The sequence below is a fragment of the Streptacidiphilus sp. ASG 303 genome (assembly GCF_020991365.1).
In the GTDB taxonomy this organism is placed as follows: Bacteria; Actinomycetota; Actinomycetes; order Streptomycetales; family Streptomycetaceae; genus Peterkaempfera.
Map to the genome: position 1 here is coordinate 59,006 of NZ_JAJLRA010000024.1, position 12,908 is coordinate 71,913.

Annotated in this window: 11 protein-coding genes and 1 pseudogene; 8 read left to right on the forward strand and 4 right to left on the reverse strand. The window is 77.3% G+C overall.

Translation table 11 applies throughout. From position 1 onward, the window contains the following. The first annotated feature begins 28 nt into the window (after nt 1-28). Together LO771_RS23680 and LO771_RS23685 are read left to right on the forward strand one after the other, a co-directional pair. Nucleotides 29-349, forward strand: a complete 321-nt coding sequence (locus LO771_RS23680; RefSeq protein ID WP_230746245.1) for a DUF4229 domain-containing protein — start codon at nt 29-31, stop codon at nt 347-349. 143 nt (nt 350-492) lie between these two features. Next, on the forward strand, nt 493-1,464 hold the full coding sequence (locus LO771_RS23685; RefSeq protein WP_230746247.1) for a LacI family DNA-binding transcriptional regulator: 972 nt from the start codon (nt 493-495) through the stop codon (nt 1,462-1,464). Between the two features lie 31 nt (nt 1,465-1,495). Here LO771_RS23685 and LO771_RS23690 read toward each other — a convergent pair. The 3 genes and pseudogenes from LO771_RS23690 to LO771_RS23700 form a co-directional block, all read right to left on the reverse strand. Then, nucleotides 1,496-1,615, reverse strand: a pseudogene (locus tag LO771_RS23690) (Uma2 family endonuclease); the annotation flags it as partial. A gap of 58 nt (nt 1,616-1,673) precedes the next feature. Beyond that, on the reverse strand, nt 1,674-2,912 hold the full coding sequence (locus LO771_RS23695; RefSeq protein ID WP_230746249.1) for an MFS transporter: 1,239 nt from the start codon (nt 2,910-2,912) through the stop codon (nt 1,674-1,676). Nucleotides 2,913-3,074: 162 nt separating this feature from the next. Next, nucleotides 3,075-3,278 carry a cold-shock protein gene (locus LO771_RS23700; protein WP_230746251.1) on the reverse strand — a complete coding sequence of 68 codons (204 nt, stop codon included), beginning with the start codon at nt 3,276-3,278 and terminating at the stop codon, nt 3,075-3,077. A gap of 424 nt (nt 3,279-3,702) precedes the next feature. Here LO771_RS23700 and LO771_RS23705 point away from each other — a divergent pair, with 424 nt between their 5' ends. From LO771_RS23705 to LO771_RS23730, 6 genes are all read left to right on the forward strand, one after another. Then, nucleotides 3,703-4,578 carry a menaquinone biosynthetic enzyme MqnA/MqnD family protein gene (locus LO771_RS23705; protein WP_230746253.1) on the forward strand — a complete coding sequence of 292 codons (876 nt, stop codon included), beginning with the start codon at nt 3,703-3,705 and terminating at the stop codon, nt 4,576-4,578. A 148-nt stretch (nt 4,579-4,726) separates the two neighbouring features. Next, entirely contained in the window at nt 4,727-6,499 is a 1,773-nt protein-coding gene (locus LO771_RS23710) for a serine/threonine-protein kinase (RefSeq protein WP_230746254.1), read from the forward strand. A gap of 113 nt (nt 6,500-6,612) precedes the next feature. Further along, nucleotides 6,613-7,836, forward strand: coding sequence for a cyclic dehypoxanthinyl futalosine synthase (mqnC, locus tag LO771_RS23715; RefSeq protein WP_230746257.1), 1,224 nt, complete (start codon nt 6,613-6,615; stop codon nt 7,834-7,836). 22 nt (nt 7,837-7,858) lie between these two features. Further along, nucleotides 7,859-8,575, forward strand: coding sequence for a hypothetical protein (locus LO771_RS23720; protein ID WP_230746258.1), 717 nt, complete (start codon nt 7,859-7,861; stop codon nt 8,573-8,575). A gap of 302 nt (nt 8,576-8,877) precedes the next feature. Then, nucleotides 8,878-9,438, forward strand: coding sequence for a DUF3592 domain-containing protein (locus LO771_RS23725; protein WP_230746260.1), 561 nt, complete (start codon nt 8,878-8,880; stop codon nt 9,436-9,438). A 46-nt stretch (nt 9,439-9,484) separates the two neighbouring features. After that, the gene (locus LO771_RS23730; protein ID WP_230746262.1) at nt 9,485-10,195 is read left to right on the forward strand and encodes a demethylmenaquinone methyltransferase; all 711 of its coding nucleotides are present in this window, start codon (nt 9,485-9,487) and stop codon (nt 10,193-10,195) included. Between the two features lie 137 nt (nt 10,196-10,332). On the opposite strand, the gene LO771_RS23735 is transcribed toward LO771_RS23730, so the two are convergent. Next, a complete protein-coding gene (locus LO771_RS23735) occupies nt 10,333-12,768 on the reverse strand; it encodes an endonuclease/exonuclease/phosphatase family protein (RefSeq protein WP_230746344.1) in 2,436 nt (811 codons plus the stop codon). Between the last annotated feature and the right edge of the window lie 140 nt (nt 12,769-12,908).

Sequence of the window (12,908 nt, forward strand, 5' to 3'; positions counted from 1 at the left end):
CCGTGCGGTACCGAGAGGAAGGCCACCGGTGAGCAAGTCCCACGCCACGCTCCGCTACACGTCCCTGCGGGCGGGCATCTTCGTCCTCTGCTTCCTGGCCTGCGTGCTGCTGGCCCACTTCGGGGTCATCCCGGTGGCCGGGCAGGCCGGCATCGTCTTCCTGCTGCTGCTGGCCGCCCTGGTGTCGGCGCCGATCAGCTACGTGGTGCTCAGCCGGCAGCGCGACGCCATGTCGGAGCAGATCGTCGGCCGCGTCTCGGGCATGCGCTCGCGCACCGCCGAGCGGATCGCCCGGCAGAACGCCGAGGAGGACGCGGTCGACGACGCCAACCGCGCCGCCTCCGCCTGACCCGCGCCGCGCCCGGCCCGGCAGCCCCGGTGACCCCCGCCACCCCGGTGACCCCCGCCACTCCGGTGACCCCCGCCACCCCGGTGACCCCCGCGACCCCGACGCCCCCGGCGGCCCGGGACCGCCGCCCCACGGGGCGCGACGTGGCGCGCCTCGCGGGCGTCTCCCAGGCCACCGTCTCCCTCGTCTTCTCCGACGGGGGCGGCGCCCACCGCGTCTCCGAGGCCACCCGCGAGCGGGTCCGGGACGCCGCCCGCACCCTCGGGTACCGCCCGCACGCCGCGGGCCGCCAGCTGCGGCTCGGCCGCACCAGCCTGGTCCTGCTGGCCGTGCCCAACATCCTCGGCCCGTTCTTCGCCCGGGTGCTCGCCGGCGCCCACGAGGAGGCCGGGGCGCACGGGCTGGCCGTCGTCGTCAGCTCCGGCTGGAGCAGTGCCACCCTGGCCCGCGCCACCACCACCAGCCAGTTCGACGGCCTGCTGGTCTGCTCGCCGGACGACAGCCAGCTCGGCGAGCTGCCCGAGTCCACCCCCGTGGTCTTCCTCGACTCCGACCCCGCCCACGCCCGCGGCGCCGCCCGGCGACTCACCGTCGGGCTGGACGTCGCGGGCGGCATGCGCGCCGCCGTGGAGCACCTGGCCTCCCTCGGCCACCGCCGCATCGGCCACCTGCGGTCGACCCTCTCCGCCCACACCTTCCGCGCCCGCCAGGCGGGCTTCGAGGAGGCGGCGCGCGGCCTGGAGGTCGTGGAGGCCGGCGTCGCCCTCAACGACGGTCTGCCGGCGGCCCGCGCCGCCGCCCGCAGCCTGCTGGACCGGCCCGACCGCCCGCACGCCGTGGTGTGCGACGACGACGTGGTGGCCGCCGGGCTGTACCGGGCCGCGGCCGAGCTGGGGCTGCGCATCCCCGAGGACGTCTCCGTCGTCGGCATGGACGACATCGCCGCCGCCGCGCTCCTCACCCCGCCGCTCACCACCGTCGACCTGCCCGGCGAGCTGCTCGGCCGCCGGGGCGTCGCCGCGCTGGCCGCCCTGCTGGCCGGAGGGCCGGCGGTGGAGCCCGAGCCGCTGCCGACGGCGCTGGTGGTGCGGGGCTCGACGGCTACCGCCAGGTGACGAGCGCGCCCAGGTCGACCGTCACGGGGAAGAAGACGAGGGCTCCGTCGATCAGCTCCGTGTGGCGCGGGGCCTCCGGAAGGTGGTCCAGGTCCTCCGCGAGCCAGCCCTCGGCGCGGGGCGGGCGCATCCAGTCGGGCAGAGCGGTCATGCGCCCACGCTGGCGACCCGCGGGCCCGGCCGCCACGACGTCCGGCGGTGCGGCCGGGTCAGTGCGCGGGGGCGCCCGCGGCCTCCCCGGGCGCGCCGTGCGGCGCCGGGGGCCGGGCCGGGACGGCCGGGGGCACGAGCCGGCGGCGGGCGGCGGACAGGACCAGCGCGCCCGCGCCGATGCCGGCCGCGCCGCACACGGCGGCCGCCCGCAGCGAGCCGTCGACCAGCACGCCGGAGACGGCGGCCCCGGCGGCGTTGCCGGTGGAGACCACGGTGACCAGCCAGGCGAAGGCCTCGGTGGCGGTGCCGGGCGGCGCCAGTTCGCCGATCAGGCCGAAGGACGCCGCCAGCAGCGGCGCCAGGCCGAGGCCGGTGAGGAAGGAGAGCACGGTCATCACCGCGGGGGAGGGCAGCGGCACCAGGGAGGCGAAGCCCGCCGTCATCACCCACGCCAGCACCCAGGTGCGGGTTGCGGGGGCCGCCCGCCAGGGGGCCGCCCCGTACACGAGGGCGCCGACCAGGCCGCCGGAGGCCGCGACGGCGAGCAGGGTGCCCGCGCCGCCGGGCAGGCCGCCGCGGTGCTCCTCGGCGTAGGCGACGTACAGCACCGCCTGGGCGCCGAGCGCCCAGCCGGCCCCGGCGAGGCCGACGAGCAGCAGCACCAGGCCGGGGGAGCGCAGCGGGCCGAGGAGCCCGGCGCCGGCCCCGCGGGGCGGGGCGGTCCAGGCGCGGGCGGGGGCGGCGGTGGCGACGACCAGGGCGCCGGCCAGGCCGAGTCCGGCGGCGATCCAGAGCGCGGCGGCGGGGGAGGCCGCGGCGGCGACGACGGCGACGGCGAGCGGGCCGACGACGTAGAGCAGCTGCTGGGAGGCGGAGTCGAAGGCGTACGCGGTGTCGAGCTCCCGCTCCTCGACGATGTGCGGCCACAGGGCCCGCAGGCACGGCTCCAGCGGCGGCATCGCCGCCCCGGCGAGCGCCGCGCCGGCGAAGGCCGCCGCCGCGTCGCCGGGCGCCACCGCGAGCAGGGCGTAGCCGAGGCCGGCGGCGCAGGCGGAGGCGAGCAGGACCCGGGGCTGGCCGGCCCGGTCCACCAGGCGGCCGAGCACCGGGCCGCCGAGGGCGGCGGCGACGGCGTAGGCGGCGGTGACGGCGCCGATCCGGCTGTAGGGGGCGTGGGCCCCGCGCAGGGCGAGGGCGACGACCAGGGCGGTCATCCCGGCCGGGAGGCGGCCGAGGAGGGTTCCGAGCAGCAGCCGGGCGACGTACGGGCCGCGGAGCAGGGAGAGGTAGCGCACCCGGTGAAGTTATACGTATAACGAGGCGGAGGCAAACGGCCCGGACAGGGCAGGGGGCCCGTCGCGTGCGGACACGCGCGGGCCCCCTTGGGTGGTGCTGCTCAAGTGGTGCTGCTCAAGCGGTGCCGCTCGAGCCACCTGGGCGATCAGACCGGAGGACGGTCAGATGACGGTGACGTTCTCCGCCTGCGGGCCCTTCGGGCCCTGGGTCACGTCGAACGAAACGTTCTGGTTCTCCTCCAGCGAGCGGAAACCGTTCGCGTTGATGGCGGAGTAGTGGACGAAGACGTCGGGGCCGCCGCCCTCCTGGGCGATGAAGCCGAAGCCCTTCTCGGCGTTGAACCACTTGACGGTTCCGGTCGCCATACCGTTTCTCCTTGCGAGGGACGTGAAGGGAACCACACCTCGTGGTACCCGGTCCGCTGCGCTGATCGCCCTGCCTCCGAATGTTCACCCGGAGTTTCTGCACATTGCTGAAAAACTACGAAAAGCCCGCGGTCACATGCTCCGCAGGCTTCAAGTACTGCAAGGGAAATCAAACTGCAACTGGCGGTAACCGTAGCATGCTGTCCACCACCCCGCCAGGGACGACTTGACCATGGCCGGGTGTGTCGCTCGCCACCCCGCGGGACCCGGCCGCCCGCCCCCGGCGACCCCGTCGCGGACCCCCGGCGGCCCCGGTCGGGCCCCGGTAGCGGACCCGGTCGCGGACCCGTTCGCGGGCCCCCGGCGGCCCCCCGCCGCGACCCTCCCGGCGGCCCCCGCCGGGGGCGGGCATAACCTGCGGAGGGTGGACACTACAACTGCCGTCGGCGGCCACCCCGTACCCACGCGGCCCCGGGTGGGTCACATCCAGTTCCTGAACTGCCTCCCCATCTACTGGGGGCTCGCCAGGACCGGAAGCCTCCTCGACCTGGACCTCACCAAGGACACCCCCGAGAAGCTCAGCGACCTGCTGGTGCGCGGCGCGCTCGACATCGGCCCCATCACCTGCGTGGAGTACCTGCGGCACGCGGACGAGCTGCTGGTGCTGCCCGACATCGCGGTCGGCAGTGACGGCCCGGTCATGTCGTGCGTGATCGTCAGCCAGGTCCCGCTCGCCGAGCTGGACGGCCGCCGGGTCGCCCTCGGCTCCACCAGCCGCACCTCGGTCCGGCTGGCGCAGCTGCTGCTGGAGGAGCGCGAGGGCGTGCGCCCCGACTACTTCCGCTGCCCCCCGGACCTCGGGGAGATGATGCGCGAGGCCGACGCGGCCGTGCTCATCGGCGACGCCGCCCTGCGGGCCCACCTCGACGAGGCGCCGCGCCTCGGCCTGGAGGTCCACGACCTGGGCGCCATGTGGAAGGAGTGGACGGGCCTGCCGTTCGTCTTCGCCCTCTGGGCCGTCCGGCGCGACTTCGCCGAGCGCGAGCCCGAGGCGGTCCGCGAGGTGCACCGCGCCTTCCTCGCCTCCCGCGATCTCTCCATGGCCGAGGCCCCCAAGGTGGCCGAGCAGGCCGCCCGCTGGGAGGCGTTCGACGCCGACGTGCTGGAGCGGTACTTCACCGGCGCGCTCGACTTCTCCCTCGGCGAGGGCCAGCTCGCCGGCATCGCCGAGTTCGCCCGCCGGGTCGCCCACGACACCGGCTTCCCGCCGGACGTCCTGGTGCGGCTGCTGGAGGCGTAGGCGGGCCGCGCCGCCCGCCCCCGCCGCCGCGGCGGGCCCCGCCGTGTCACATCTGCGGCACAGGGGCCGCGCCGACGGGTCACGGGGGCGGACGGCGGGTACCGTCCGGTCCGACAGGGGCACGCGAGCACAGCGAGGGGGCGGGGCCGTGGAACCGCTGGGGCCGGACGACCCGCGGCGGGTCGGCGCGTACCGCCTGCTGCGGAGGCTGGGTGCGGGCGGCATGGGCCGGGTCTACCTCGGACGGACCGCGGGCGGCCGGACCGTCGCGGTCAAGCTGGTCCGCTCCGACCTGGCGGACGACGCCGAGTTCCGGGCCCGGTTCCGCCGCGAGGTGGCGGCGGCCCGCCGGTTCGACGCCGCGTGGACCGCCCCGGTGCTGGACGCCGACACCGAGGGGCCCCGGCCGTGGGTGGCCACCGGCTACGTCGCCGGGCCCGCCCTGGACGCGGCGGTCCGCGACACCGGGCCGCTGCCGGAGCGCTCGGTGCGCGCGCTGGGCGCGGGCCTCGCCGAGGCGCTGGCCGCGGTCCACGCCGCCGGGCTCGTGCACCGCGACGTCAAGCCGTCCAACGTGCTGCTGGCCCTGGACGGGCCCCGGCTGATCGACTTCGGGATCGCCCGCGCGCTCGACGCCGCGACCTCCCTCACCCGCACCGGCTACGTCGTCGGCTCGCCCGGCTACATGTCGCCCGAGCAGGCCGCCGGCGGCGGGGCGGGCCCGGCGGGCGACGTCTTCTCCCTCGGCGCGGTGCTCGCGTACGCGGCGACCGGCACCCCGCCGTTCGGCGACGGGGTGAGCGCGGCCGTCCTCCTCTACCGGGTGCTGCACGAGGAGCCGGACCTGGGCGGCCTCGCCGGGCCGCTGCGGGAGGCGGTGGCGGCCTGCCTGGCCAAGGACCCGGCCGCCCGGCCCGGCCCGGAGGAGCTGCGGGACGCCCTGACCGGGGGCGGCGCGGCCGGGCCCCTGCTGCGTGACGGCTGGCTGCCCGCGGCGCTCTCGGCGGCCGTGGGGCGGCGGGCGGTGGCCCTGCTGGACCTGGAGGACGGGCCGCAGGACGCGGACGCGGCGGCCGTCCCGCCGGGCCCCGGGGCGGACGGGACCGGCGCCGGGGCAGGGGGAGGGGCCGGCGCGCCGCGGGCGGGCGGGAGCTTCGGGCCGCCCCCGCAGGACTGGGGGCCCGCGGCGGAGGGCGCCTCCGCCGGTCCCGGCCCGGCCCCGGCCACCGTCCGGGCGGCCGGGGCCGGCGCCGCCTCCGACGCGGTCCCGCCGCCGCGGCGCGGGCGCCCCGGACCGGGCGTCAGGGCCGCCGCGGTGGCGGGTGCGCTGCTGCTCGCCGGCGGCGGGGTCCTGCTGGTCCTCCGGCACGGGGGCGGCGGCGGGGGCGGCGGGGCCGCCGCCGGTACCGCGACCGGGGGAGCGACGGCGGGCAGGGGCACCGCGCGGAGCGGTGACGACGCGACGGGCGGCGCCACGGCCGGCGGAGCCGCCGCCGGGACGGGCCGCCCCACCGCCGGGTACGGCGCCTCCGCCGACCCCGGCGCCTCCGCCGCCCCCGGCGGCGGCGCGGTGCCGGCCGCGCTCGTCGGCAGCTGGCGGGGCGACATCACCACCGCCCTCGTCCCGCTCTCCAGCACCTTCCGGGTGACCGTCCGCGCGGGCGGCCCGGGGGACGTGGTCACCGAGTCGCGCAACGACTCCCACCTGACCCGCGGCGCCTACTGCCTCGGCCGGGGCACGCTGCTCTCCGCCGGCCCCCGGCGGATCACGGTCCGGGAGGAGCCCTCCGGCGGCAACACCGACTGCACCGCCACGCCCGAGATCCAGACCTACACCCTCGGACCCGGCGGCACGCTCCACGTCGAGGTCGCGGACCAGGCGGGCACCCGCCCCTCCGGGGACCTGCGCCGGCAGGGCTGACGGGCCCGGCCCCCGCCCCGGGGGCCGCGGGGGAGCCGCAGGTGCGGGGCGTAGGCTGGTCCGGCGGTCCGCCGGCCGTACGACCACGACCTGTTCCCAGGAAAGGACGCCAGGTGTCCGAGCCCGCAGCGCCCCTCGCCGCACCCTCCGCGAGCGACCTCCAGGCCGTCCTCGACCGCGCGGCCGCCGGCGGCCGCATCACCCCGGAGGAGGCGCTCGACCTCTACCGGCACGCCCCCCTGCACGCGCTGGGCTCCGCCGCGGACGCCGCACGCCGCCGCCGGTACGCGGGCACCGAGCACATCGCCACGTACATCATCGAGCGCAACATCAACTACACCAACGTGTGCGTGACCGCCTGCCGGTTCTGCGCCTTCTACGCTCCGCCGAAGAGCGACAGGGGCTGGTCGCGCGACCTCGACGAGATCCTGCGCCGCTGCGCCGAGACCGTCGAGCTGGGCGGCACGCAGGTGATGTTCCAGGGCGGCCACCACCCCGACTACGGCGTGGAGTACTACGAGCGGGCCTTCTCCGCGATCAAGCGCGAGTTCCCGCAGCTGGTCATCCACTCCCTCGGCGCCTCCGAGGTCGACCACATGGCCCGCATCTCCGGGGTCTCCGTGGAGGAGGCGATCCGCCGCATCCACGAGGCGGGCCTGGACTCCTTCGCCGGCGCCGGCGCCGAGCTGCTCCCGGAGCGGCCGCGCAGGGCCATCGCGCCGCTCAAGGAGTCCGGCGAGCGCTGGCTGGAGATCATGGAGACCGCCCACGGCCTGGGCGTGGAGTCCACCACCACCATGCTCATGGGCACCGGCGAGACCAACGCCGAGCGGATCGAGCACCTGCGGATGATCCGCGACGTGCAGGACCGCACCGGCGGCTTCCGCGCCTTCATCCCCTACACCTACCAGCCGCAGAACAACCACCTGCGGGGCCGCACCCAGGCCACCGTCTTCGAGTACCTGCGGATCATCGCGGTCGCCCGGCTCTTCCTCGACAACGTCGCCCACATCCAGGGCTCCTGGCTGACCACCGGCAAGGAGGCCGGCCAGCTCACCCTGCACTACGGCGCCGACGACCTCGGCTCGGTGATGCTGGAGGAGAACGTCGTCTCCTCCGCCGGGGCGAAGCACCGCTCCAACCTGCTGGAGCTCATCCACCTCATCCGCGCCGCCGGCCGCACCCCCGCCCAGCGCGCCACCACCTACGAGCACCTGGTCGTCCACGACGACCCGGCGGACGACCCGGTGGACGCCCGCGTCGCCTCCCACATCGCCTCCACGGCGATCGAGGGCGGTACCGCGCACCCCGAGCTGACCATCCTCTCGGCGAACTGACCCGCACCGGCCCGGCCCGCCCGTGATCGTCCTGCACCGCGCCGACCTGGTGCTGCCCCTCGCCGCCCCGCCCCTCCCGGACGGGGCGGTGGCGGTGCGGGACGGCACGGTGGCCGCCGTCGGCCCGTACGGGGAGCTCGCCGCCGCCCACCCGGGCGCCCGGGTCCGCGCCTGGCGCGGCGTGCTCACCCCGGGGCTGGCCCACCCGCACGGGCGGCTGCTGCTGGAGCACGCCTACCACCCCGACCCGCGCGAGGCGGACCTGCTCGGCACCGCGCCGCTCACCGGCGCCGCCCTCGCGGCTCTGGCGCCGGACGAGGCCCGCTGGGGCGCGAGCGCCCGGCGCGGCCTGCAGCGGATGCTGGCCCACGGCACCACCGCCCTGTCCGGGCCGTTCGGACGGCCCTCCGTGCGCACCGCCGTCGCCCGCTCCGGCCTCGCCGTGCTCCCGCCGCCCGCCGGGACGGCCCCGGGACCGCCGGACGCCGCCGGCCCCGGCGCGGCCGGCCCCGCCGTGCCGGACGCCGCCGTGCCGGACACGGCCGTGCCGGGCTTCGACGTGCTGGGCGGGGGCCTGCGCGCCGCCGCGCACGGCCCGCTCGCCCCCGGGGTCCGCGCCGACCTGGCGGTCTTCGAGGTGCCCGCGGACGGCGACGCGGAGGCCGCCCTGCGGAGCGGCGGCGCCGCCCGCTGCACCGCCACCGTGCTCGCCGGGCGGCTGGTCCACCGGCGGCGCTGACCGCCTCCCGTACCGGCGCGCCCCCCGGGACCGGCGGGGCCGTCCCCGGTCCGGGGTCCCGCGCCCCCGCCCGGCGCCCCCGTCCCGAGTCCCCGGCGTCCTCCCCCGGCACCGCCTCTGAGCTGCGCACACGCGCCTCCGGAGCCGCCCGCCCCGCACCCGTGCCCGTCCGGTCCGCGATCCTCGGCCGTGACCTGGGGGCGGTCCTGCCGCTACGATCCCGATCAGTCCGCCGCTCCCCCGCGGCGGGTCCGCCGCCCGAGTCCGTCCCCCCATGCCCCGCGGGGCAGCAAGCAGGAACGATGCGATCCGAGTCCCTCCCCCGGATCGGCCGAGGCTGGTACGCCACCGCCGTGCTCAGCGCCGTCCTGGCGCTCGGCATGGGAGTGCTGGGCCTGCGCCAGCTCGACCAGGCCGACCGCATCGCCGCCGACCCCGTGAAGGTCCGGGGCACCGTCACCCGCCTCGCGTCCGGCACCGGCACCTACAGCCAGGTGTCCTACCGCGCCGGCGGCCGCACCCTCGCCGCCGCCGACCTCCGGCTGCCCGCCGGGGCCGCGGTCGGCGACCCCGTCTGCCTGGAGTACGCCAAGGCCGACCCCGCCGCCGTGCGGGTCTGCGGGCAGCGCTACCCCCAGGCGGCCGGCATAGGCCTGGCCCAGACCAGCGTGCCGGTGGGAGTCGGCCTGCTGGTGGTCTGCCTGCTGCGGATCCGCCGCCACCGGCGCGCCCTGGCCCTGCGCCGCGGGCCGGCCCGGTCCGCCGTCCGCGCCACCGCCGTCTTCGCCGCGGAGGGCGTGGCCCCGGCCGCCCCCCGGGCCTCCCGGCGGCGCCGCCGCGGCGGGCGCCGCGCGCGCCGCTGAGCCCCGCCTGCGGCCCGGCCCCGCCGCCGGGTGAAGAATGGGCCCCGTGACCCGAGCTTCCCTGGACAAGCAGCCGCACGAAGTCGCCGCGATGTTCGACGACGTGGCGGCCAAGTACGACCTGACCAACGACGTGCTCTCCCTCGGGCAGACGCGCGTGTGGCGGCGGGCCGTGGCCCGCGCCGTCGACGCCCGCCCCGGCGACCGGGTCCTCGACCTCGGGGCCGGGACGGGCACCTCCTCGCTGCCGTTCGCGGCGGCCGGCGCGCAGGTGGTGCCGTGCGACTTCTCGCTGGGCATGCTGGCGGAGGGCAAGCGCCGGCACCCGCAGCTGCCGCTCACCGCGGGCGACGCGACCCGGCTGCCCTTCGCCGACGACTCCTTCGACGCGGTGACGATCTCCTTCGCGCTGCGCAACGTGCAGGACACCGGCGCCGCGCTGCGCGAGATGCTGCGGGTCACCCGGCCCGGCGGCCGCGTGGTGATCTGCGAGTTCTCCAGCCCCGTCTGGGGGCCCTTCCGCACCCTGTACACCGAGTACCTGATGCGGGCCCTGCCGCCGGTGGCCACCGCCGTCAGCAGCAACCCCGACGCCTACGTGTACCTGGCGGAGTCGATCCGCGCCTGGCCCGACCAGCCGGCGCTGGCCGCGCGGCTCCAGGCCGCGGGATGGGGCCGGGTCGCCTGGCGCAACCTCACCGGCGGCGTCGTGGCGCTGCACCGCGGCACCAAGCCCGCCTCCCCGCAGGAGGGCTGACGGCACGTCGGAGAAGAGGACGGGCCGCCCCGCGAACTCCCGGGGCGGTCCGTGCGTTCTCCCGGTGCAGGCGAAGCCCGCCCGACCCCGCAGCGCTCGGCGCCGGGGGCGGGCGGGCCTGCACCAGCCGGCCGGGACTACGGCTTGATGCGCACCACCTGCGGGTCGTGGTCGCTCGCCTGGTCGGCGAACTCGGAGTTGATGTGCACCACGTCGTACCGGGCGTGGGTCACCGCCGGGCTGACCAGGATGTGGTCCAGCACCTGCGAGTTGCCCTGGTAGACGTAGGAGTACCGCTCCCGCTCGGGCAGCGTGTTCACCAGGTCGGTGAGCACGGTCCCGTCACCGGTCAGGGTCTTCACCGCGGGCGAGAACTGGTAGTCGTTCAGGTCGCCGAGGGCCACGATCCGGGCCTGCGGGTCGGCGGCGAGCAGCTGCTCCACGAAGGCGTGCTCCAGCGTCGCCTGCCTGGTCCGCTGCACCTCGGAGCTGCGGGCGGGCTGCTGGAAGCGGCTGGTCAGGCCCTGGTCGCCGCCCTTGCTGTTGAAGTGGTTGGCGATGACGAAGAGCGTCTGCCCGCGGAAGGTGAACTCGCCCACCAGCGGCTTGCGGCTGCTCTTCCAGGCGTCGTCGGCCGGCGCGATGCGGCCGGGCGACACGGTGAGGGCGGTGTCCGCGCCGGTGCCGGTGACACCGACCGCGGTGACGGCGTCGCCCCCGGCGCGGTCGGTGAAGCCGACCCGCTCGGGGTTGAAGAGGAACGCGGTGCGGATGTTGCCGCCCGGCTCGCCGCCGTCCCTGTCGTTCTGCGGGTCGATCGAGCGCCACGCGTAGTGGGGGCCGCCCGCGGCCGCGATGGCGTCCACCAGCTTCTGCAGGGTCCGGCCGGCCGTCACGGTGCCGTCGTCGGCCGGGCCGTTGTCGTCCTGGATCTCCTCCAGGCCGACGATGTCGGGGGAGCGGAGGTTGGTGACCAGGCCGGCGGCCAGCGCGTCGAACTTCGCCTGCGGGTCGCCCGGGTCGAGGTTCTCCACGTTGTAGGTGGCGACGGTGACCTCGCGGTCCAGGGCGGGGTCGGTGACCTCGCGCTGCAGGCCGCCGGGGACCAGGGTGCCCAGGGTGCGGGCCGCGACGGTGTAGGTGCCGGCGAACTGGTTGTAGTCCAGCGGGCCCTCGGTGGTGCCGGAGAGGGTGTCGCCCACGTCGGCCTTCGGGAACGCCTGCTGCGCCGCCGGCGCGAGCGACTGCACCATCAGGCGGCCCGAGTTGGGGTCCTCGTACGAGGGGTAGTAGGCGCCGCCGCGCTTCGTCCGGTTCTGGTTGCCCTTCACCGTCACCCACAGCTCGCCGTAGGCGTCGGTGGCGCCGACGACGCGGGTGTCGTCGACCCGGACGTCCATGCCCTCCAGCGACTCGTACAGGTCCAGTGCGTACGCGGCGGGCTGCAGCGGCAGGGCCTCGATCGAGCCGCCGCCCGCGTCGGGCGCGAAGGCGTCCGGCACGTTCTTCCGGGACAGCACCACGGGCGCGGGCAGCGGGTTGCCCGAGGAGAGGACCGTCACGGCCGGCTTGGAGATCTCGGTGACCGACTGGTTCCCGGAGGCGACGCCGCCCGGGTAGTACTCGGAGACGGTGCCGGAGACGGTGACGGCGTCGCCGACCGCCACGGCCGGGGCCGAGCCGGTGAAGACGAAGACGCCCTCGCTGGTCGCCGGGTCGTCGTCGGCCTGGGGGTCCTGCATCCAGAAGCCCTTGGACCCGGAGGTGCGCAGGCCGGTGACGACGCCGGTCACGCCGGTGACGGCCTTCCCGGCCAGCGGCGAGACCCGGGTGGTGCCCTGGACGTCGTGGATCCGGGCCGTCACGGGGGTCTCGGTCGGCGTGGGCGTCGGGGTGGGCGTGGGCGTGGGGGTCGGCGTGGGCGTGGGCGTCGGGGTCGGCGTGGTGCCGGTGCCGCCGGAGTTCGCGGGGCTCGGCGCCCCCGCCGCGAAGTCCGCCGCGTTGTCGTCGGTGTCCGTGAGGGTCCTCCGGGCCACCGAGGCGGTGTTGGAGGCGCCCGCGGCGGGGCCGGAGCCCTCCCGGACCAGGGCGGTGCCGTAGCCGACCAGGTCCTTGACCCGGCCGTCGGCGGCGCAGTCGGCGGCCGTCAGGCAGGTCAGCGGGTCCGCGCCGGAGACCAGCGCCACGGTGCCGCTGGTGCCGGACATGGCGGTGGAGCCGGAGGCGTCCGGCGTCGGCAGCGGGGTGGTCCCGCCGGCGCCCGCGGCCTCGGAGACGAGGTAGCGCCCGCCCGCGCCGAGCGAGCCGGTGAGCGCGGTGACCTGCCACTTCGAGGTGGAGGTGGGGCTGCCGGACAGGTACTGCACGCTGTACCCGGAGAGGTCCAGCGCGGCGGAGCCGGCGTTGGCCAGCTCGACGAAGTCGTTGGTGTACGTGGCGCCGGAGTTGCCGCCGCCCCCGTACACCTCGGCTATGACGGCGTCGGCCGAGGGAGCGGCGGACGCCGAGTGGACTCCCATGGCCGCGAGCGCCAGCGAGCCGGTGAGCGCGAGCGGGACCAGCCGCCTGCGCATCCGGGCGGGGCGGGGTCTCGCGGGGCGGGAGGGTGCGTCGGGGGTGTGCGACACCGGAGGGGTCTCCTTCGGAACGGACGGCTCGTCAGAGTGCTTGCCTGGCGGCGCCCGTCGTGTCCCCGGCCGCTGTCCCGGCCCGG